This window comes from Streptomyces sp. JB150 (genome assembly GCF_011193355.1).
Classification (GTDB): domain Bacteria; phylum Actinomycetota; class Actinomycetes; order Streptomycetales; family Streptomycetaceae; genus Streptomyces.
Genome location: NZ_CP049780.1, coordinates 5,484,093 through 5,504,703, shown reverse-complemented (window position 1 = coordinate 5,504,703; position 20,611 = coordinate 5,484,093). Strand labels below are relative to the sequence as shown.

At 73.0% G+C, this 20,611-nt stretch carries 16 protein-coding genes and 1 pseudogene; 11 read left to right on the top strand and 6 right to left on the bottom strand.

The window, feature by feature from the left end; translation table 11 throughout:
• Positions 1–52 precede the first annotated feature (52 nt).
• The gene (locus G7Z13_RS25540; RefSeq protein WP_166002564.1) at positions 53–1,588 is read right to left on the bottom strand and encodes a gamma-aminobutyraldehyde dehydrogenase; all 1,536 of its coding nucleotides are present in this window, start codon (positions 1,586–1,588) and stop codon (positions 53–55) included.
• A 190-nt stretch (positions 1,589–1,778) separates the two neighbouring features.
• Here G7Z13_RS25540 and G7Z13_RS25535 point away from each other — a divergent pair, with 190 nt between their 5' ends.
• Positions 1,779–2,393: an NADAR family protein gene (locus tag G7Z13_RS25535; RefSeq protein ID WP_166002563.1), complete on the top strand. Its 615-nt coding sequence runs from the start codon at positions 1,779–1,781 to the stop codon at positions 2,391–2,393.
• Between the two features lie 80 nt (positions 2,394–2,473).
• Here the strand turns inward: G7Z13_RS25535 and G7Z13_RS25530 are convergent, their stop codons facing one another.
• Positions 2,474–3,160 (bottom strand): DUF4190 domain-containing protein, encoded by a 687-nt coding sequence (locus tag G7Z13_RS25530; protein WP_166002562.1) that lies wholly within the window; start codon positions 3,158–3,160, stop codon positions 2,474–2,476.
• Positions 3,161–3,443: 283 nt separating this feature from the next.
• Between G7Z13_RS25530 and G7Z13_RS25525 the strand changes: the two are divergent.
• Positions 3,444–4,576 (top strand): annotated as a pseudogene (locus tag G7Z13_RS25525) (adenosine deaminase).
• Positions 4,577–4,700: 124 nt separating this feature from the next.
• The gene (locus G7Z13_RS25520; protein ID WP_166002560.1) at positions 4,701–5,387 is read left to right on the top strand and encodes a glycerophosphodiester phosphodiesterase; all 687 of its coding nucleotides are present in this window, start codon (positions 4,701–4,703) and stop codon (positions 5,385–5,387) included.
• Here the strand turns inward: G7Z13_RS25520 and G7Z13_RS25515 are convergent.
• Positions 5,384–5,986, bottom strand: a complete 603-nt coding sequence (locus G7Z13_RS25515; protein WP_166002559.1) for an NAD(P)-binding domain-containing protein — start codon at positions 5,984–5,986, stop codon at positions 5,384–5,386. The two genes, G7Z13_RS25520 and G7Z13_RS25515, sit on opposite strands and share 4 nt — an antisense overlap.
• A gap of 40 nt (positions 5,987–6,026) precedes the next feature.
• Here G7Z13_RS25515 and G7Z13_RS25510 point away from each other — a divergent pair, with 40 nt between their 5' ends.
• Both G7Z13_RS25510 and G7Z13_RS25505 read left to right on the top strand, forming a co-directional pair.
• Positions 6,027–6,416 (top strand): helix-turn-helix domain-containing protein, encoded by a 390-nt coding sequence (locus tag G7Z13_RS25510; protein ID WP_166002558.1) that lies wholly within the window; start codon positions 6,027–6,029, stop codon positions 6,414–6,416.
• A gap of 204 nt (positions 6,417–6,620) precedes the next feature.
• Entirely contained in the window at positions 6,621–7,775 is a 1,155-nt protein-coding gene (locus G7Z13_RS25505; RefSeq protein WP_166002557.1) for a serine hydrolase domain-containing protein, read from the top strand.
• 82 nt (positions 7,776–7,857) lie between these two features.
• On the opposite strand, the gene G7Z13_RS25500 is transcribed toward G7Z13_RS25505, so the two are convergent.
• Positions 7,858–10,116, bottom strand: coding sequence for a heavy metal translocating P-type ATPase (locus G7Z13_RS25500; protein ID WP_166002556.1), 2,259 nt, complete (start codon positions 10,114–10,116; stop codon positions 7,858–7,860).
• Positions 10,117–10,239: 123 nt separating this feature from the next.
• Between G7Z13_RS25500 and G7Z13_RS25495 the strand changes: the two genes are divergently transcribed.
• Positions 10,240–11,193, top strand: coding sequence for a hypothetical protein (locus tag G7Z13_RS25495; protein ID WP_166002555.1), 954 nt, complete (start codon positions 10,240–10,242; stop codon positions 11,191–11,193).
• A gap of 4 nt (positions 11,194–11,197) precedes the next feature.
• On the opposite strand, the gene G7Z13_RS25490 is transcribed toward G7Z13_RS25495, so the two are convergent.
• Complete coding sequence (locus G7Z13_RS25490) at positions 11,198–13,402, bottom strand: hypothetical protein (protein WP_166002554.1); 2,205 nt, start codon at positions 13,400–13,402, stop codon at positions 11,198–11,200.
• Between the two features lie 134 nt (positions 13,403–13,536).
• Between G7Z13_RS25490 and G7Z13_RS25485 the strand changes: the two genes are divergently transcribed.
• Positions 13,537–14,442, top strand: coding sequence for a hypothetical protein (locus G7Z13_RS25485; protein WP_166002553.1), 906 nt, complete (start codon positions 13,537–13,539; stop codon positions 14,440–14,442).
• 302 nt (positions 14,443–14,744) lie between these two features.
• On the opposite strand, the gene G7Z13_RS25480 is transcribed toward G7Z13_RS25485, so the two are convergent.
• Entirely contained in the window at positions 14,745–16,184 is a 1,440-nt protein-coding gene (locus G7Z13_RS25480) for a gamma-aminobutyraldehyde dehydrogenase (RefSeq protein ID WP_166002552.1), read from the bottom strand.
• 162 nt (positions 16,185–16,346) lie between these two features.
• Here G7Z13_RS25480 and G7Z13_RS25475 point away from each other — a divergent pair, with 162 nt between their 5' ends.
• From G7Z13_RS25475 to G7Z13_RS25460, 4 genes are all read left to right on the top strand, one after another.
• On the top strand, positions 16,347–16,862 hold the full coding sequence (locus tag G7Z13_RS25475; protein ID WP_166002551.1) for an Lrp/AsnC family transcriptional regulator: 516 nt from the start codon (positions 16,347–16,349) through the stop codon (positions 16,860–16,862).
• A 20-nt stretch (positions 16,863–16,882) separates the two neighbouring features.
• Entirely contained in the window at positions 16,883–18,247 is a 1,365-nt protein-coding gene (locus G7Z13_RS25470; protein ID WP_166002550.1) for an aspartate aminotransferase family protein, read from the top strand.
• Positions 18,248–18,436: 189 nt separating this feature from the next.
• Positions 18,437–19,177: an ATP-binding cassette domain-containing protein gene (locus G7Z13_RS25465; RefSeq protein WP_166002549.1), complete on the top strand. Its 741-nt coding sequence runs from the start codon at positions 18,437–18,439 to the stop codon at positions 19,175–19,177.
• Entirely contained in the window at positions 19,159–20,568 is a 1,410-nt protein-coding gene (locus G7Z13_RS25460; protein WP_166002548.1) for a hypothetical protein, read from the top strand. The genes G7Z13_RS25465 and G7Z13_RS25460 overlap by 19 nt, the downstream gene beginning before the upstream one ends.
• Positions 20,569–20,611: the final 43 nt, after the last annotated feature.

Here is a 20,611-nt window from a genome sequence, read left to right as displayed (position 1 = left end):
CGTTGGTGCCCTTTCGGGAGGTCGGGCGGCCGCGGGTCAGGCGGCCTGGGTGCTATCGGTCCCCGAAGATCGTGCGGTGCCAGTCCTTGCGGGCCACCGCCGTGTTGTCGAACATGACGTGCTTGATCTGCGTGTACTCCTCGAACGAGTACGCGGACATGTCCTTGCCGAAGCCGGACGCCCGGTAGCCGCCGTGGGGCATCTCGCTGATGATCGGGATGTGGTCGTTGACCCACACGCAGCCCGCCTTGATCTCGCGGGTGGCGCGGTTCGCCCGGTAGACGTCCCGGCTCCACGCGGAGGCGGCGAGACCGTAGGGCGTGTCGTTGGCGAGCGCGATGCCCTCGTCGTCGCTGTCGAAGGGCAAGACGACCAGGACCGGGCCGAAGATCTCGGACTGGACGATCTCGCTGTCCTGCGGCGCGTCGGCGACGAGCGTGGGCCGGTAGTAGGCGCCCTTGGCCAGGTCGCCCTGCGGGGCCTCGCCGCCGGTGACCACGCGCGCGTAGGCGCGCGCCCGGTCGACGAACCCGGCGACGCGGTCCCGCTGGAGGTGCGAGATCAGCGGGCCGAGGTCCGTGCCGTCGGCGAACGGGTCGCCGAGCCGGACGGTCTCCATGAGGGCGGCGGTCCGCGTGACGAACTCTTCGTAGAGCGAACGCTGCACGTACGCGCGCGTGGCGGCCGTGCAGTCCTGCCCGGTGTTGATGAGCGCGCCCGCGACGGCGCCGTGGACGGCCGCCTCCAGGTCGGCGTCGTCGAAGACGACGAACGGGGCCTTGCCGCCCAGCTCCAGGTGGAGCCGTTTGACGGTGGCGGTGGCGATCTCGGCGACCCGCTTGCCGACCGGGGTGGAGCCGGTGAAGGAGGTCATGGCGACGTCGGGGTGCCCGACGAGATGCTCGCCCGCCTCCTTGCCGGTGCCGGTGACGATGTTGACGACCCCGTCCGGGATCCCGGCCTCCGTGACCGCCTCGGCGAACATCAGGGAGGTCAGCGGGGTCAGCTCGGCGGGCTTCAGGACGATGGTGTTGCCCGCGGCGATCGCCGGGAGGATCTTCCAGGCGGCCATCTGGAGGGGGTAGTTCCAGGGCGCGATGGAGCCGACGACACCGATGGGCTCGCGGCGGACGTACGACGTGTGATCCCCGGAGTACTCGCCGGCCGACTGCCCCTGGAGGTGCCGGGCGGCGCCCGCGAAGAAGGCGGTGTTGTCGATGGTGCCCGGCACGTCGAACTCACGGGTGAGCTTGAGCGGCTTGCCGCACTGGAGGGACTCCGCGCGGGCGAACTCCTCGGCGCGGTCGGCGAGGACGCCGGCCAGCCGGTGCAGCGCGTCGGACCGCTCGCCGGGGGTGGCCCCGGCCCAGCCCGGGAAGGCGGCGCGGGCCGCGGCGACGGCGGCGTCCACGTCGTCGGTGCTCGCGAGGGCGTAGGTCAGGACCTCCGCACCGGTCGCCGGGTCGATGACCGCGTGCGTACGGCCGGACGTGCCTGCCGTGAGTCTGCCGCCGATGTACTGGGCGCCCGCCGCGAAGCGGTCCTGTGCGGGAAATCGTTCCGGGGTGATGGTGCCCGGGTTGTGCATGTCGCTCTCCTCCGCCGAGGCCCCGCCGGCAAGGCTGTCCAGGGGGGTGGGTGGCGTAGCTCCAGCTCGATTTGAGTGCCGATCCTGACAGAGCAATGGGACTCCAACAAGTGATTCCGTTGTTGCCTTTTGGTTACGCGACGGAATCTGTCGACCAGGTGTCGAGTCGACGGGAAAAACCGGGGACGGAATGTCCGTGGTGGCTGCGACACTGCCGTGCATGGAGAAGATCGACTCGCGGGAAGCCCTGGTCAAGCAGGTCGGGGCGGGCTCCCGGGTGAAGTACCTGTACTTCTGGGGGCACCGGCCGCGGCCGGACGGGCGGATCGGTCCGAGCTGCCTGAGCCAGTGGTGGCCCGCCCCCTTCACCGCCGACGGGGTGGAGTACGCGACGGCCGAGCACTGGATGATGGCCGCGAAGGCCCGCCTGTTCGGGGACGCGGAGGCGGAGCGGCGGGTGCTGGCCGCGGCGCACCCGGCGGAGGCGAAGAAGGCGGGGCGGCTGGTGCGGGGGTTCGACGAGGGCGTGTGGGAGCGGGAGCGGTTCGGCATCGTGGTCGAGGGCAGCGTCCGCAAGTTCGCCGCGCGCGAGGAACTGCGGCACTACCTGCTGGGCACCGGCGAGCGGGTGCTGGTGGAGGCCAGTCCGGTGGACCGGGTCTGGGGCATCGGCCTCGCCGCGGACGACGAGGCCGCGGCTCATCCGGAGCGGTGGCGGGGTCTGAATCTGCTGGGGTTCGCGCTGATGGAGGCACGGGACCGGCTGCGCGCGGGCACGGACGCGGGCGCGCGGCCGGCGGCGTAGGCGGCGCGGCCGGCGGCGTAGGCGGCGCGGCCGGCGGCGTAGGCGGCGCGGCCGGCGGCGTAGGCGGCGCGCCCGCCGCGTCACCGGGTCACGAGCACCAGCACACCCATCGCGATCCCGAGCACGACGCCACCGATGCCGCAGATGATCCCCGCCAGGGCCTGCCCGCCGTTGGTGGCCTCGCCCCGCAGCGCCTTCCCCCGGCCGATCGCCCCGAAGACGATGCCCAGCACGCCGAGGACGATCGCCAGCGGCCACAGACAGAACACCGCCGCCGCGACGATCCCGAGCACCAGCCCGGCCGTCCCCATCCCGTTGGCGGGCATCGGCGGCACACCGGGCCACCCGTAGTACCCACCGCCGGCCGGCGCGGGCACCGGCGCCTGCGGGTAGCCGTACGGCACGTGCCCCGGCCCCTCCGGCCCGATCGGAGGCGGCGGAACCTGCCCCTCCGGCACGGGCGGGACGGGCGGGGCGAACGGATCGCCGAGACCGGGCGGCGGCCCCCCGGGACTCGGCGGCACCGTCGGCGCGGCCCACCCCTCGGCGGGCAGCGAGGTCATCGTCTGCTGCTCGTGCACGGACGGCGCCACCGGGGTCCCGGAGGCGACCGTGTCCCCCGCCCCGCTCACCGGCGGCGGCGCCACGTCCTTCCGCAGCCCCACCTTCGGCTCCTCCGGCGGCGCCCAGGGATCCCGCACGGCCTCACCGTGCGACGCCGCGGAGCCCTGCTCCGGCGCCGCAGGCGGCTGCCTGTCGTCGGACATGCGCGGATCCCCCTCTGGTCGTACGTCCCGACATGCTACGACCCCTCCGCCGCCCCCTTCCCATCCAGGGGCCCGCGACTTCGCCGAAGGGGCGCGGGGAACTGCGCGCTCAACCCCCACCGACCCGCACGACCCCACGACCTCACGCCCCACCTCCCCCAGGGGCGCGGGGAAGTGCGCGACCAGCCCCCACCGACCCGCAGGAAACCCACAACCCGCACCCACCCACACCCCACACCCCCCACCTCCCGTCCTACGATGACCCCGACCCACCGATCAGCCGATCACCGCGCCCACCCTCCCCCACTCCCGGAGGGCGGCCGCCTTCCCGGGGAGGAACCCGTGCCCGACAGCCACCTCACCACCACCCCCCGAGCCGCCGCAGGCGACTTCATCGCCGGCCTCCCGAAAGCCGAACTCCACGTCCACCACGTCGGCTCCGCCTCCCCCCGCATCGTCGCCGAACTCGCCGCCCGCCACCCCGACTCCAAGGTCCCCACGGACCCCGAGGCCCTGGTCGACTACTTCACCTTCACGGACTTCGCGCACTTCATCGAGGTCTACCTGTCCGTCGTCGACCTCATCCGCACCCCGGAGGACGTCCGCCTCCTGACCTACGAGGTCGCCCGCGACCTCGCCCGCCAGCAGGTCCGCTACGCCGAGCTGACGATCACCCCCTTCTCCTCCACCCGCCGCGGCATCGACGAGAAGGCGTTCATGGACGCCATCGAGGACGCCCGCAAGGCGGCCGAGGCCGAGTTCGGGACCGTCCTGCGCTGGTGCTTCGACATCCCCGGCGAGGCGGGCCTGGAGGCCGCCGAGGAGACGACCCGGCTCGCGACCGACGACCGCGTCCGCCCGGAGGGCCTGGTCTCGTTCGGACTCGGCGGCCCGGAGATCGGCGTACCCCGCCCGCAGTTCAAGCCGTACTTCGACCGCGCCATCGCCGCCGGCCTGCGGTCCGTGCCGCACGCGGGCGAGACCACCGGCCCGGAGACGGTCTGGGACGCCCTCACCCATCTGCGCGCCGAGCGCATCGGCCACGGCACCAGCTCGGCGCGGGACCCGAAGCTGCTGGCGCACCTCGCCGAGCACCGCATCGCGCTGGAGGTCTGCCCCACCTCGAACATCGCCACCCGCGCGGTCCGCACCCTGGAGGAGCACCCGGTCCGGGAGTTCGTCAGCGCCGGCGTCCTCGTCACCATCAACTCGGACGACCCGCCGATGTTCGGCACCGACCTGAACACCGAGTACGCGGTCGCCGCGCGCCTGCTGGACCTGGACGAGCGAGGCATCGCCGACCTGGCGAAGAACGCCGTCGAGGCGTCCTTCCTCGACCCGGCCGGCAAGGCCCGCCTGGCCGCCGAGATCGACGCGTACACCGACACGTACACCGCGGGCCGGCCCACCCCCTGACCGCACCCGACCTTCCCACCCGGCCCCCGCACCCGCGCCCGAGCCCGAGCCCGCACGCGAAGCCACACCCACCCCCGTAACCGCCCCGCACCCGCGCATGGGCCCGGCCCGACACAATGGGCCCATGCGCAACGTGACCGCCGTCGCCCACCGCGGCGCCCCCTACCACGCCCGCGAGAACACCCTGCGTTCGCTGCGTATCGCACGCGAACTGGGCGCGGACGCCGTCGAGATCGACGTACGGCTGACGCGGGACGGCGTCCCGGTGCTGCTGCACGACGAGACGCTGGAACGGCTCTGGGAGCTGGACAAGCCGGTACGGGCGCTGACGGCCGCGGAGTTGGCGGAGGCGACGGGGCAGCGGGTGCCGACGCTGGCCGCGGCGCTGGCGGCGACGGAGGGCAGCCGGGTGATGCTGGACCTGCCCGGCAGCCCGGACGTGCGGGTGGCCCGCCGGGTGGTGGACGTGGTCCGCGACTGCCGCGCCGAGGACCGGGTGTACTACTGCGCGGGGGCCGCCGCGATGCTCGCGGTGCGCACCGCCGACCCGGCCGCCGAGATCGCCCTGACCTGGACGACGCTGGCACCGCCGCGCCCCGCGCTGCTGGACGCGGTGCGCCCGCGCTGGCTCAACTACCGCTTCGGGTTGGTCGACCGCGACCTCGCCGCCCGCGTCCACCGCGACGGCTACCTGCTGTCCGTGTGGACCCCGGACACGGTCCGCGCCATGCGCCGCCTGCTCGACCTGGGCGTCGACTCCATCACCACCAACCGCGTGGACGCCCTGTGCGCGCTGCGCCGCCGCGGTTAGCCGCGCGGTCCGGCGTACTCCAGCGGCGGCGCGATGGCCTGGGCGTCCGCCCCCTCCCCCACCCACAGGCCGATCAGCAGTGCCGCCGTCGCCTCCACCAGCCCGGCCCGTTCCAGCCCGCCCGCGGACAGCGGCACACAGCCGAGGTCGCGGACGAGTCGACGTACGGCGGCGAGCGCCGCCTCGTCGTCGCCGCACAGCGGCACCGCGAGCGGGCGGCCGTCGAAGACGGGCGGGGTCAGCCGCCAGACGTCGGCGTGGCAGAGGTTGAACGCCTTGACGACGTGCGCGCCGGGCGCGGCCGCGGCGACGCGCTCGGCCGCCGAGGGGCCGCCGCCCGTGCGCAGGGTGAAGCCGGGGCCGACCGGGTTGGTGCAGTCGATGAGCGTGCGCCCGCGCAGCACGTCCGCCAGTCCGGCGGCCACGTCGACGGCCGCCTCGTGGGGCACCGCCAGGAGCACCGCGTCGGTGCCGTGTTCCGCCGCCGCCCGCAGTCCGCCGTCCCGGCGGCCGCCGGTCCGCACGTCGTGTCCGGCACGCCGCCACCGGGTGCCGAGGGCGTCCGCCATGTTTCCGCTTCCGAGGATTCCTATACGCATGGCCGACACGGTAGGAAGCCGCTCGGGCACCATTCGGTGCGTGACCACTGACCAGGGCTTCCTCGCCGACTGCCGTGCCCGGCTCGCCTTCGACCTGCTCGCGCACACCTGGAACGCGGTGGTGCTGTGGGCGCTGCGGGACGGCCCGTACCGCCCGGGGGAACTGCGGGAGCGCATCGGCGGCATCAGCCAGAAGGTGCTGACGGAGACGTTGCGCCGCCTGGAGTTCAACGGGCTCGTGACCCGGCGCGCGTACGGCGGCGCCCCGCCGCGCGTGGAGTACGAACTGACCGCGCTGGGGCGGACGTTGCTCGCGCCGATCGGCTCGTTCGGCGCGTGGGCGTTCGAGTACGGCGACGAGGTGATGGCGGCGCAGGAGCGGCACGGCGGGGAGCGGCACGGCGGGGAGCGGCACGGCGGGGAGCGCTGAGCCTCGGCCGGGCCGGCGTGTCCTGGGCGGCCCGGCCCCCTAGGGGACACCCCCGGACAACCCCCTGAACGTCCGGGCGCGTCGCTCCGGGTCCGGCCAGGGTCGGTGCCCTCCTGAGCGACGATCCGGGCGACGCCGTACCGCCCGAGGATGATCACCGTCACCCGTGACCCTCCCTGTCACTCGCTCAGGAACGGATGCGCCATGCGCCTCAGCCGCCGTACGACCGTCGCCGCCGCCCTCGCGCTCGCCCTCGGGGCGGGCGGCCCGCTCGCCGCAGCCCCGGCCCTCGCCGCGCCCGGGGTGACCGCCCCGGCGCACGGGAAGGCGCCGGACGCCGCCGCGCTGAGCGCCGCGCTGGCCGGGCTGCCCGGCGAGCACGCCACCGCCGCCCTCGTGCGGGTCGGCGGCACGGACGGCGTCTGGCGGGGCAGCGCGGGCGTGCGGGATCTGGTGAGCGGGCGCGCGGCGGACCCGGACGCCCGCTTCCGCGCCGGGTCCACGACCAAGGTGGTGACCGCCGCCGTGGTGCTGGACCTCGCGGCGGACGGCCAAATCGACCTGAACCGGCCGGTGCAGCACTACCTCCCCGGCCTGCTCGGCCCCCGGTTCCGGCCGGTCTCCGTACGGCAGTTGCTGAACCACACCAGCGGCATCCAGCCCGGTGACGGTCTCGGGGACACCGTCGAGGAGGCGTACGCGCACCGCTTTGACGCCCTTCCGCCGGAGCGGGTCGTGGCGTCGGCGGTGGCCAAGGGGCCGGAGTTCCCGCCCGGGAAGCGGCAGCACTACCTGAACGTCAACTACACGATCCTCGGCCTGCTGATCGAGAAGGTCACCGGTCGCCCGTACGCCGCGGAGGCGACGCGGCGCGTGCTGAGGCCGGCCGGGATGCGGGACACGTACTTCCCCGGCACGGATCCGCGCATCCTCGGCCCGCACAACCGGGGCTACCAGACGATGACGGGACCCCACGGCACGGCCCGGCTGGTCGACGTCACCGAGTGGAACCAGGCGGACCGCTGGGCGGCGGGCGACATGATCTCCACGACCGCCGACCTGGAGCGGCTGGTCACCGCGCTGTTCCGGGGGCGGGTCGTGCCGAAGCCGCAGCTGCGGGAGATGTTCCGGGTCCCCGAGCACATCGAGGGCGCCACCCACAGCGCCGGGCTCCAGCGGTACGAGTCCGGCGGCCGGGTCTACTGGTTCAAGTCCGGCGCGCGGTACGGGTACAGCACGGCGGTCGCCGCGACCCGCGATCTGAGCCGTACGGTCGTCTACTCGGTCAACGACACCGACGCCAAGGACGAGTCGGGCAATCCGGTGGTGCAGGGCATCGTGGGGGCGGCCCTGAAGTAGGAGGGGACCGCCAGGGGTGGCCGGGATCGGCAAGGGCGGCCCTCACGCGGGAGAGCCGCCCCTGACTGCATCTGACGTCGCATCAGCTGACGGCCTTGAATCCGCGCAGCCGCAGCGAGTTGCCGACCACGAAGACCGAGGAGAAGGCCATCGCCGCGCCCGCGATCATCGGGTTGAGCAGGCCGGCCGCGGCCAGCGGCAGGGCGGCGACGTTGTAGGCGAAGGCCCAGAACAGGTTGCCCTTGATGGTGGCGAGGGTGCGGCGGGAGAGGCGGATGGCGTCCGCCGCGACCCGCAGGTCGCCGCGGACCAGGGTCAGGTCGCCGGCCTCGATCGCCGCGTCCGTGCCGGTGCCCAGGGCGAGCCCGAGGTCCGCCTGGGCGAGCGCGGCCGCGTCGTTGACGCCGTCGCCGACCATCGCGACCGTACGGCCCTCGGCCTGCAGCCGCTCGACGACCGCCACCTTGTCCTCGGGCAGCACCTCGGCGATCACCTCACCGATGCCGACCTCGCGGGCCACCGCCTCGGCGACGGCCTGGTTGTCGCCGGTGAGCAGCACCGGCCGCAGCCCCAGTGAGCGGAGCCGGCGGACGGCCTCGGCGCTCGTGTCCTTCACGGCGTCGGCGACCTCCAGCACCGCACGGGCCTCGCCGTCCCAGGCGACGGCGATGGCCGTACGGCCGTTCCGCTCGGCCCGCGCCCTGGCCGCCGCGAGTTCGGCGGGAAGCTCGATCGCCCACTCCGCCAGCAGCTTCTCCCGGCCGACGAGCACGGCGTGTCCCTCGACGATGCCCTGCACACCGAGCCCCGGCACGTTGGCGAAGTCCTCCGGGACCGGCAGGCTGCCGGTCCGCTCGGCGGCCGCGGCGGCGACGGCGCGGGCGACGGGGTGCTCGGAGGCGTGCTCCAGGGCGCCCGCGAGCCGCAGCACCTCGTCGGTGCCGGTGGCGCCGGCGGTGTGCACGGCGAGCAGGGTCATCCGGCCGGTGGTGACGGTGCCGGTCTTGTCGAGGACGACGGTGTCGACGCGGCGGGTGGACTCCAGGACCTCGGGTCCCTTGATGAGGATGCCGAGCTGGGCGCCGCGCCCGGTGCCGACGAGCAGCGCGGTCGGCGTGGCCAGGCCCAGCGCGCACGGGCAGGCGATGACCAGCACGGCGACGGCGGCGGTGAACGCGGCGGTGAGCCCGGCGCCGTTGCCGAGCCAGAAGCCGAGGGTGCCGAGGGCGAGCGCGATGACGACCGGGACGAAGACGCCGGAGATCCGGTCGGCGAGCCGCTGGGCGGCGGCCTTGCCGTTCTGCGCGTCCTCGACCAGCCTGGCCATCCGGGCGAGCTGGGTGTCGGCGCCGACCCGGGTGGCCTCGACGACGAGCCGGCCGCCCGCGTTGACGGTGGCACCGGCGACGGGGTCGCCGACGCCGACCTCGACGGGCACGGACTCGCCGGTGAGCAGGGAGGCGTCCACGGCGGAGCCGCCCTCGACGACGACGCCGTCGGTGGCGATCTTCTCGCCGGGCCGCACGACGAACCGGTCGCCCGCCCGCAACTCGCCGACCGGCACGCGCACTTCGGTGCCGTCGCGCAGCACGGTGACGTCCTTGGCGCCGAGTTCCATCAGCGCCCGCAGCGCGGCGCCCGCCGTGCGCTTGGAGCGGGCCTCGAAGTAGCGGCCGGCCAGGATGAACGCGGTGACTCCGGCGGCGGCCTCCAGATAGATGTTCCCGGAGCCGTCGCCGCGGGCGATGGTCAGCTCGAACGGATGGGTCATGCCGGGTGTGCCCGCCGTGCCGAAGAAGAGCGCCCACAGCGACCACAGGAACGCGGCCGAGGTGCCGACCGAGATCAGCGTGTCCATGGTGGCGGCGCCGTGCCGGGCGTTGGTCCACGCGGCGCGGTGGAACGGCCAGGCGGCGTAGGTGACGACGGGGGCGGCGAGGGTCAGGGACAGCCACTGCCAGTACGTGAACTGGAGCGCCGGGACCATCGCCAGGGCGATCACCGGGACGGCGAGCACGACGGCGGTGACCAGCCGCTGCCGCAGCGGCGTCAGCTCGTCGGCGGCGCCGCGTTCGTCGGGGGGCGCCTGGTCCGGTCCGGTCCGCGGTGGCTCGGGTTCCCGCGCGGTGTATCCGGTGGCCTCGACGGTGGCGATCAGGTCGGGGACGGTCACGTTCCCGGCGTACGTCACCTTCGCCTTCTCCGTCGCGTAGTTGACGGTGGCGGTGACGCCGTCCATGCGGTTGAGCTTCTTCTCGATGCGCGCCGCGCAGGAGGCGCAGGTCATTCCGCCGATGGCGAGTTCGACCTCGGTGGTGGCACCGGGGGCCGTGGTGATCATCGCTCCTCCTGGACTGCTCGCCGACTCTCGGATCACTCTTCACTTGATACCCCCAGGGGGTATAAGCTGCTCACATATATACCCCCACCGGGTACCCAGATCAAGAGCAGTCAGGAGTCAGAGATGCGCCCCCTGTACAAGATCGGTGCCTTCGGCGCCGCGCTGGCCGCGTCCTTCGCCGCCGCGTACGGCATCGGCGACGCGGTCTCCCCGCTCTCCCCGGACACCGGCGGGGCCGGCGGCCACGAACCGGCCGCCCACTCCTCCCCCGCTCCCGGGGACACCGCACCCGGGAACACCACACCCGGCGGCCTCCAGATCTCCCAGAACGGCTACACCCTGGACCTGAGGACCCCGCGCGTACCGGCCGGTGAACCGGCCGCCCTGCGCTTCGTCATCCGCGACGCGGACGGCCGCCCGGTGACCGACTACCGGCGCGAGCACGAGAAGGACCTGCACCTGATCGTCGCCTCACGCGACCTCACCACCTACCGCCACCTGCACCCCACCCGCACGGCCGACGGCACCTGGACGACCAGGACCACCCTCCCCGACCCCGGCGGCTACCGCGTCCTCGCCGACTTCACCCCGGCCGCCGAGCGCGAGGGCCTGACGCTGGGCGCCGACCTGGCGGTCTCCGGCACCTACACCCCGGACACCCTGCCCGCCCCCGCCACCACAACCACCGTGGACGGCTACGAGGTCACCCTCGACGGCACCCTCAAGGCGGGCGGCGCGAGCGACCTGACCTTCACCGTCCGCCGCGACGGCGAGCCGGCCGCCCTCCAGCCGTACCTCGGCGCCTACGGCCACCTGGTCGCCCTGCGCTCCGGCGACCTCGCCTACCTGCACGTCCACCCGCACGAGGAGGCCCACGGCACCGCCGCCTCCGGCCCGAAGGTCGCCTTCTCCGCGACCGCCCCCAGCCGGGGCACCTACCGCCTCTTCCTCGACTTCAGGACGGGCGGCGAGGTCCACACGGCGGCCTTCACGGTCCGGGCGGACGAACAGCCCGCGCCCACGGCCGAACAGCGGCCGGACAAGTCCCACGACGAACAGGCCCCGCACGGCCACTGACAGGTCACCGGACGCGCAGCCGGTCCGCCGCGGCCGTGAACCACTCCGCGGGACACAGGTCGGGGTTTCCCACGACCAGCGCGGCGCAGCGCTGCAGATGACGCGCGGCACTCACCGGATCGCCGCTCCGGTCAGCCGCGACGGCGTCATACAGGGCAGCCGCGGCGGCTTCGTCCTTGGAGCCGCAACGCTGATAGGCGATGAGCGCCCGGCGGCCGGAGCTTTCCGCGTCGGCCGCCCGGCCCAGCCGCCACAGGGCCCAGGTCTGGTTGAACCGGCACACCGCTTCGGGGAGCAGCCAGCCGACGTCCGCGCTTCGTTCGACACCCATGTCGAACGCGCTGAGTGCCGACGTGAGGTCACCGGTACCGACACGGGCGAGACCCAGGGTGTTCCAGGAGAACCCCAAGGCCTCCGGAATGCCGGACTCGTCATAGGCGATGATCGAAGCCTCGACGACGTGAGTGACGCGCGGCCATTCCCGCATCGCCGCGTAGGCACAGGCGAGGGCGTTGGCCTCCCGGGCACGGACGATGGGCAGGCTCGACCCCCGGGCCAGTTCGGACAGTTCGGCCGCCACCTCCAGGCCAAGGTCGGGCCGGTCGGCATAGCTGTGGGCCAGGCTCAGGCAGAGCAGCGCGTGGGCGTACTCCTCCACCATCCCGAGCCTGGAGGCAATATCGGCGGAGCGCCGGAGCCGGGGGACGGCATCGGAGTGACGGCCCTCGAAGCGGTCCATGTCCCCGAGAAGGAAGAGAATGCGTTGCAGGCACGCCGCGTCCTGCGGAACCTGCGCCAGCGACTCGGCCTCCTGAAGCAGCTCGATCGACGTGTTCATGGGCCCGATCGCGAACTGGGCGTGTCCGCGGGCGACCAGGTAGGCCAGGCGGGCCTGCCGCCCCGTCAGCCGCCCCGCCAGGTCCGTGCACATGGACATGACGGTGCCGGCGGAGCCCTGCCAGACCAGGAAGTCCGCGAACCGGTCAAGGAGCAGGGCTGCCTCGTCGTAGTCACCGGCCTGCACGCGATGCGCCAACTCCCGCCGCTGCGGGGCCACGTCCTGCGGAGTGCGCCACTCCTCCCGCGGTATGGCGGTCCGGGCGTACCAGTCCGCGGCGCGCCGGTGCAGGCGACGGGCCAGGAGGGGAGCACGCCGGGCGAGGTCGGCACGGGCGATGTCGGTGTCCATGGGAAGCAGCGAGTAGGTGCGGTTCTCGCGGTTCGCCCGGGCGAGGAAGCCCCGCGTCAGCCGCCGCAGCACGGCGTCCACGCTGAGGCCGGGCGCCAGCGGGCCGAGCACCCAGGCCACGGCGTCCGGCGGGACGGGGGTGCCGAAGACCGCCAGCACATCCATGACCAGCCGATGGTGCTCGTCCAGGTCGCGATAGCGGCGCTGCGCCAGTTCATCCACCAGGCTGGTCAGCGCGGCCGTGTCCCTCAGCCACTCACGTAACGACCGCATGCTGACGTCGTCCTGAAGCGCTCCGGCGATGAGTTCGAGGCCCCTGGGCACGCCGTACACTCGCCCCGCTGTCTCCGCCAGCAGTGCGTCGTCGGCGTCCCGGATGCCGCCGAGGCCGTCGGCGTCCAGCTCGCGTAACAGGGCGATCGAGTCCTGGCGTGGCAGCCCCTCTTCCATGAGGATGCGGCGCTCGGCCCGAGCGAACTGGGCCGGGAGCGCCAAGGGCACCTGACTGGTGATGAGCAGGCGAGGCGCACTCTCGTGCGTGAGGAGAGCCTTCACCGCCTCCATCAGCTCCGGCTCCCGGAACACGTCCTCCTCGTCCAGCAGTTCCTCCAGGTTGTCCAGGAGGATCAGGACGTTCAGGGGAGCCAGCGCGTCGAACAACTCCGTTGCCTTGTCGGCGGCCCGCCGCCTGCTCCCCCAGATGCGGTGGAGCCGGTCGGACTCATGCGCATCGAGCAGTCGCAGGCAGTCGAAGAAGATCTGTTCGAACGTGATGCCGGTGGTGCGCTCGCCGAAGAACACGACCGCGTCCACTGGTTCGGTCCTCGCGCCGTCCGGCCAGACGCCCTCGGCGACGCTGCGCGCGGCTCGCACCGCCAGCAGACTCTTGCCTATGCCGCGGCGTCCCAGCAGGCTGGTGATCCGCACGGAGGGATCCTCGAACAGTACCCGGATGCTGTGCAGTTCGTCCGTCCGGTTCTTGAACGAATGGATTCCGAACGCCGGGCGCTCGTTGAGCATGCGGGCCGTCCTGCGTCGGCCGGAGTCGTCAGGTCGCGGCATCCCGTCTCCCCCGCGGACAGTGGGACTTCTTCGCCCCACCCCCGCGTGTCAGGATAGAGACGAATCGGAGGATGGGGGAGCGGCGGGGGACCATGCGCCGTCTGCACTGGGCGATCTGGCTGGCCACAGGGCTGGGCGCCGCCATGGTCGTCGGCGGCTGGGTGATGGACGGCATGGGCTACGTGCCCGGCTTTCTGCTGGAGATCGGCGCGACCTTGATCCTGCTGGTTCCCCTCGCCGTGCTCGAACGGCGGTTGCACCGGACCGAGCAGCAGACCCAGGAACTCAACGAGGGGCTGCGCCGGGTCGACCAGCGAATACACCGGGCGGCCGAGGAGATAGAACGGCTCGGGCGGATGTCCGTGGAGGAGGGTTACGGCGATCGTGAGGCCGCACTGAACACGGCCGAGAACCGCGGGGACCAACCGTCCGTCCGGCAGGTTCTGCAGCAGGCCCAGGAGATGGGAGCGATCTCCGCCGGCGGAGTGCGTGTGCGGCCGGAGGGTCTCGTCGACGCCCGCTTGCGCTTTCGTGCGGCACGAGCCGCGGTCACCGTGCGCATCGAGACCGAGTCCGGCGGCCAACCGACGGCCTCGAGCTGGCAGTCGTGGAGGCCGGGCGAGAACGCGCGCCGTCTGTGCCGGCGTCTCAATGCCGAGGCCCGCGACATGGGGGTGGCAGGCCCGGGAATGCCGCACCTTCCTGTCGAGGAACTCGTGGCGCTGGTCCGGCTCGCGGTCGCGTCGCACACCGGAGACGGGCGTGATCTCGGTGCCGTCGTCGAGCTGGCCGGTGACGAATGGGTCATCAGCGACGACGGTTTGTACGGCCGTCCCTGGCCCTACCGCGTCCCGCGCACTCTCGTCATCGAGACGACGACCAACGTGCTCACGCAGTACCGCGTCCGGAACGCTCCGCTCGCCGATCCCGCCCGCTTGGCCGCGGCCCTCGAGCTCGCACGAGCCGCCTACCGATCGGAACCGCCCGGCGAGCAGTGACGCGGAGCGCCCGGAAAGGCCCACTGCATGGACGTAGCCGGCCGTACCCCGTCGGACGAACCGGGCGCACCTCGACTCGGTGATGACGATCAGGTACCCGGCCGTGGGGCGGGCGCGGACAAACGATGTCGCGTCGAGCGCGGGCCGTAGCATCCGGCCCTGTCAACCGGCCCCCGGCACGCCATCCGTACGGCAGCGTGGGCCCCGGACGGTCTCCGGCATCCCGCCGGACATGACGCGGCCCCGGACGGTCCGTCCTCCGTCCGGGGCCGCGGGCTCGACTGCGCCCGTTCAGCGGTGTGTCACGCGTCCAGCGACGTCATGACGTGCTTGATGCGGGTGTAGTCCTCGAAGCCGTAGCCGGAGAGGTCCTTGCCGTAGCCGGACTTCTTGAAGCCGCCGTGCGGCATCTCGGCGACCAGCGGGATGTGGGTGTTGATCCACACGCAGCCGAAGTCGAGCTTCTTGGACATCCGCATGGCGCGGCCGTGGTCCTTGGTCCACACCGAGGACGCCAGGGCGTACTCGACGCCGTTGGCGTACTGGACCGCCTGGTCCTCGTCGGTGAAGGACTGCACGGTGATGACGGGGCCGAAGACCTCGTTCTGGATGATCTCGTCGTCCTGCTTCAGGCCGGAGACGACGGTGGGGGCGTAGAAGTAGCCCCGCTCGCCGACCTGGTGGCCGCCGGCCTCGACCTTGGCGTGGGCGGGCAGCCGCTCGATGAAGCCGGCGACCTGCTTGAGCTGGTTGGGGTTGTTCAGCGGGCCGAAGAGCACGTCCTCGTCGTCCGGCTGCCCGGTCTTCGTCTCGGCCGCGGCCTTGGCGAGCGCGGCGACGAACTCGTCGTGGATGGACTCCTGGACGAGGACGCGGGTGGCGGCCGTACAGTCCTGGCCGGCGTTGAAGAAGCCCGCCACCGAGATGTCCTCGACGGCCTTGGCGATGTCGGTGTCCTCGAAGACGACGACCGGCGCCTTGCCGCCCAGCTCCAGGTGGACCCGCTTGAGGTCCTTGGAGGCGGACTCGGCGACGGACATGCCGGCGCGCACGGAGCCGGTGATGGAGGCCATCGCCGGGACGGGGTGCTCGACCATCATGCGGCCGGTCTCGCGGTCGCCGCAGATGACGTTGAAGACGCCCTTGGGCAGGATCGAGCCGACGATCTCGGCGATCAGCACGGTGGACGCGGGGGTGGTGTCCGACGGCTTCAGGACGACCGTGTTGCCCGCGGCGATGGCCGGGGCGAACTTCCACACGGCCATCATCATCGGGTAGTTCCACGGCGCGACCTGGGCGCAGACGCCGACCGGCTCGCGGCGGATGATCGAGGTCATCCCGTCCATGTACTCGCCGGCGGAGCGGCCCTCCAGCATCCGCGCGGCGCCCGCGAAGAAGCGGATCTGGTCCACCATCGGCGGGATCTCCTCGGAGCGGGTCAGCCCGATGGGCTTGCCCGTGTTCTCCACCTCGGCCGCGATGAGTTCCTCGGCGCGCTCCTCGAACGCGTCAGCGATCTTCAGGAGGGCCTTCTGCCGCTCGGCCGGCGTGGTGTCGCGCCACGCCGGGAACGCGGCCTCGGCGGCCGCCATGGCGGCGTCGACGTCGGCCTGCCCGGACAGCGGTGCGGTGGCGTACGCCTCGCCGGTGGCGGGGTTCACCACATCGGTGGTCCGTCCGTCGGCGGCGTCCCGGAACTCTCCGTCGATGTAGTTGCGCAGGCGACGCAGTTCGGTGGTCACTGCCGGCCCTCCTGTCGATGTCCATTCCTTGAGATGCCCACCCTAGTCGCTCGCCCCACCGTTTCAACACCCCCCACCGGGCGGAATCTGCGAAATCCGCAAGGCTGGATCACGTAAACAACGGATTTCATCGATCCGACCTTGCGAAACTGTCGAGTCCTCGTGCAGAGTGAGGTCGTGGCCAGTCGAAGCGCAGACCAGAGGGACTCCCGCGAGTCCAGGAACGGCACCCCCCAGCTGGATGCCGTCTCCCTCGCCATCATCGAGCAGCTCCAGGAGGACGGCCGCCGGCCGTACGCCGCCATCGGCAAGGCCGTGGGCCTGTCCGAGGCCGCCGTGCGCCAGCGCGTGCAGAAACTGCTCGACCAGGGCGTGATGCAGATCGTCGCCGTCACGGACCCGCTCACCGTGGGCTTCCGCCGGCAGGCGATGGTCGGGATCAACGTCGAGGGCGACGCGGAGTCCGTCGCCGACGCGCTGACCGACATGCCGGAAGTGGAGTACGTGGTGATGACCGCGGGCTCGTTCGACGTCCTCGCGGAGATCGTCTGCGAGGACGACGACCACCTGCTGGGCGTCATCAACAAGCGCATCCGCGCCCTGCCCGGCGTGCGCTCCACCGAGAGCTTCGTCTACCTGAAGCTCAAGAAGCAGACCTACATGTGGGGAACCCGATAACCCGTGAGGACCCGATAACCGTGAGCACCAAGGACCTCAGCAAGAGCGCGTACGACCACCTGTGGATGCACTTCACCCGCATGTCGTCGTACGAGAACTCTCCCGTCCCGACCATCGTCCGCGGTGAGGGCACCTACATCTACGACGACAAGGGCAAGCGGTACCTCGACGGTCTCGCGGGTCTCTTCGTGGTCCAGGCCGGCCACGGCCGCACCGAACTCGCCGAGACCGCCGCCAAGCAGGCCCAGGAACTGGCGTTCTTCCCCGTCTGGTCCTACGCCCACCCGAAGGCGGTCGAACTGGCCGAGCGGCTGGCCCACCACGCGCCGGGCGACCTCAACAAGGTCTTCTTCACCACCGGCGGCGGCGAGGCGGTCGAGACCGCCTGGAAGCTCGCCAAGCAGTACTTCAAGCTCCAGGGCAAGCCGACCAAGTACAAGGTCATCTCCCGCGCGGTCGCCTACCACGGCACCCCGCAGGGCGCCCTGTCCATCACCGGCCTGCCCGCCCTGAAGGCCCCCTTCGAGCCGCTCGTGCCGGGCGCGCACAAGGTGCCGAACACCAACATCTACCGCGCCCCGATCCACGGCGACGACCCCGAGGCCTTCGGCCGCTGGGCCGCCGACCAGATCGAGCAGCAGATCCTCTTCGAGGGCCCGGACACGGTCGCCGCGGTCTTCCTGGAGCCGGTGCAGAACGCCGGCGGCTGCTTCCCGCCGCCGCCCGGGTACTTCCAGCGGGTCCGCGAGATCTGCGACCAGTACGACGTCCTGCTGGTGTCGGACGAGGTCATCTGCGCCTTCGGCCGCCTCGGCACGATCTTCGCCTGCGACAAGTTCGGCTACGTCCCGGACATGATCACCTGCGCCAAGGGCATGACCTCGGGTTACTCCCCGATCGGCGCGTGCATCGTCTCCGACCGCGTCGCCGAGCCGTTCTACAAGGGCGACAACACCTTCCTGCACGGCTACACCTTCGGCGGCCACCCCGTGTCGGCCGCGGTGGGCCTCGCCAACCTCGACCTGTTCGAGCGCGAGAACCTCACCCAGCACGTCCTCGACAACGAGGGCGCCTTCCTCTCCACGCTGCAGAAGCTGCACGACCTGCCGATCGTCGGCGACGTCCGCGGCAACGGCTACTTCTACGGCATCGAGCTGGTGAAGGACAAGAACACCAAGGAGTCCTTCAACGACGAGGAGACCGAGCGCGTCCTGTACGGCTTCCTCTCCAAGGCCCTGTTCGACAACGGCCTGTACTGCCGTGCCGACGACCGCGGCGACCCGGTCGTCCAGCTCGCCCCGCCGCTGATCTCCACCCAGGAGACCTTCGACGAGATCGAGCAGATACTGCGCGCCACCCTCACGGAGGCGTGGACGAAGCTCTGATCTTCCGCACGGATGATCAACAGGCCCCGGTGCCGCCCGTTCGAGTGAGAAACGGGCGCCCGGGGCCACGTGCTGTCCGGCCTCCCGCGGCGAGCTGCCTAGCGTGCCAGTGACCGATCGGCCCCGCCTTCGTTCACCCGCACGGGGGAACAGGCACGGAACCACAGATCTGAACCGAGGTGTACGCCCATGGAGGCCCAGCCGGACAACGACGTGCTCTGGGCACGGTCACTGCACTTCACGCACCAGGACGGCTCCCCCGCGCTGAGCGGCGTCTCGCTCGGCGTCCGCGAAGGCGAGATCCTCGCCGTCACCGGCCCGCGCGGCAGCGGCAAATCCACCCTGCTCGGTTGTCTGGCCGGCCTGGCGCGCGCCCAGCGCGGCGAGGTGTGGTTCAACAGCGCTCCCGTGCACACCATGGGCCCTCTCGCCCGGGAACGGCTGCGCCGCGACCGGTTCGGCTGGATCGACCCGGCCCCCGCGCTCGTCCCCGAGCTGAACGTCTGGGAGAACACCGCCCTGCCGCTGATGCTGCGCGGCACCACCCGGCGCCGCGCCAAGGCCGCCGCCCAGGAGTGGCTGGAACGCCTCGACGTCGGCGACAAGGCCCGCAAACACCCCGCCGAGCTCGTCCAGTCCGAGCGGCAGCGCGTCTGCATCGCCCGCGCGCTCGCCCCCGCCCCGACGGTCCTCTTCGCCGACGAGCCGACCGCGCCGCTGCACCGCGCGGACCGCGGCCACGTCCTGCGCACCCTCACCACGGCGGCCCGCTCGCACGGCATCACCGTCGTCCTCGCCACCCACGACCCGGACACCGCGGCCCTCGCGGACCGCACGGTCTCCCTCCTGGACGGACGGCGCGTGACCACCGTGCACCTGCCCCCGGCCCCCGAGACGGAAGGCCGGGCCGCGTGCTCGCTCTCCGCCTGACCCGCAGCGCCCACCCGGCCGTCCAGCTGCGCCGCCTGATGGTCGCGGCGGCCTCCGCCGGCACGGGCTTCCTCCTGCTGTCCGCCCTGGGTTACGCGCTCGGCCACCCCGGCGACCCGGCCGGCTCCCTGCTGCTCCGCCTGGCCTGGTGCGCGGTGCCGCTGGCCGCGACCGTCCAGCTCGCCGTCGCCGTCGCCCGCACCGACCCCGGCACCGCCCCGCGCCCCGGACTGTCGGCGGTCGGCCTGGGCCCGGCCCGGCTGATGGCCGTCTCGGCGACCACCACGGCGCTGGCCACCACCCTGGGCTCCCTCCTCGCCCTGTTCGTCTTCCTCCACCTGCGCGGCGACCTCACCGGCATGCCCTTCGACGGCGCCGCCGCGGACTTCCTCGCCGCCGACCGGCCCCTCCCCCTGCCCGCCACCCTGACGCTGCTGGCGGTCGTCCCGGCGATCGCGTCCCTGTCCGTGGCCCTGGTCCTGCGCCCCCGCGACCCCGCACCGGTCCCGCAGGCACCCCGCCGCCGCTTCGGCCGGTTCGGGGCGTTCCGGCAGGGACCGAAGGAGCGGGACACCTTCGGCGCGTACGGCAGGTTCGGCGCGCAGCGCCGGACAGGCACCGGCCGCACCCCGGGGACGGGTCCGGCGCGGCCCGCGCGGAGCCGGCCGCGCGTCACCGTCACGGCTCCGGTCGCGCAGCGGGACGGCACCGCGCGTACGCCGGCGACCGCCGCCACGGCCGACTCCCGGGGCGCGACACCGCCCGCCCAGGCCCCCGCGGGCCTGCCCACCGCCGCCCCGCCGAGCCTCCCGTGGGGCACCGCCACCCTCGCCGCGGGCCTCGCCGTCGAGGCCTACGCGACCGGCGCCACCACCGCCGCCGACCTCACCACCCCCGGCGGCCTCGGCGCCGGCCCCCTGGGCGTTCTCGCCGGCTGGGTGATGACCGCCGTGGGACTCGCCCTGGCCGGGCCGGGCCTCACCCACCTGTGCGGCCGCCTCCTGCAGTGCGCCCGCCCCGGCGCGCTGCGGCTCCTCGCGGGCCGCACCCTGATGGCGGAGGCCACCCGCATCGGCCGCCCGCTCGGTGTCGTCTGCGCGGTCACCTCCGCGGCGTACGCCCTGGCCACCCTCCAGGACCCGGTCACCCTCGGCCCGCTCACCACCCTCGGCGCGCTCCTGGTCGGGGGCTGCGCCACGGCGACGCTGCTCACCGCGGCCGTCGAGACACGGCAGTCCCGCGCGGACACCACCGCCGCCCTGGTCCGCCTCGGCGCGCCCGGCACGGTGCTGCGCGGCGCCGCGGCCCTGCGCGCGGGCGCGTTGCTGGCGGTGTTCGGCCCGCTGACCCTGATCGTCGCGGCGCTGGCGGCGCAGCCGCTGGCGAGCTGAACGCCCAGGGCGTCCCCGCGGGGGCGTACGGAACGTCGTACGG

Excerpts from the sequence above, each read along its gene's own strand:
- G7Z13_RS25540 (WP_166002564.1), bottom strand. The coding sequence starts at position 1,588 with ATGCACAACCCGGGCACCATCACCCCGGAACGATTTCCCGCACAGGAC.
- G7Z13_RS25535 (WP_166002563.1), top strand. The coding sequence starts at position 1,779 with ATGTCCGTGGTGGCTGCGACACTGCCGTGCATGGAGAAGATCGACTCG.
- G7Z13_RS25530 (WP_166002562.1), bottom strand. The coding sequence starts at position 3,160 with ATGTCCGACGACAGGCAGCCGCCTGCGGCGCCGGAGCAGGGCTCCGCG.
- G7Z13_RS25520 (WP_166002560.1), top strand. The coding sequence starts at position 4,701 with ATGCGCAACGTGACCGCCGTCGCCCACCGCGGCGCCCCCTACCACGCC.
- G7Z13_RS25515 (WP_166002559.1), bottom strand. The coding sequence starts at position 5,986 with ATGCGTATAGGAATCCTCGGAAGCGGAAACATGGCGGACGCCCTCGGC.
- G7Z13_RS25505 (WP_166002557.1), top strand. The coding sequence starts at position 6,621 with ATGCGCCTCAGCCGCCGTACGACCGTCGCCGCCGCCCTCGCGCTCGCC.
- G7Z13_RS25500 (WP_166002556.1), bottom strand. The coding sequence starts at position 10,116 with ATGATCACCACGGCCCCCGGTGCCACCACCGAGGTCGAACTCGCCATC.
- G7Z13_RS25495 (WP_166002555.1), top strand. The coding sequence starts at position 10,240 with ATGCGCCCCCTGTACAAGATCGGTGCCTTCGGCGCCGCGCTGGCCGCG.
- G7Z13_RS25490 (WP_166002554.1), bottom strand. The coding sequence starts at position 13,402 with ATGCTCAACGAGCGCCCGGCGTTCGGAATCCATTCGTTCAAGAACCGG.
- G7Z13_RS25485 (WP_166002553.1), top strand. The coding sequence starts at position 13,537 with ATGCGCCGTCTGCACTGGGCGATCTGGCTGGCCACAGGGCTGGGCGCC.
- G7Z13_RS25465 (WP_166002549.1), top strand. The coding sequence starts at position 18,437 with ATGGAGGCCCAGCCGGACAACGACGTGCTCTGGGCACGGTCACTGCAC.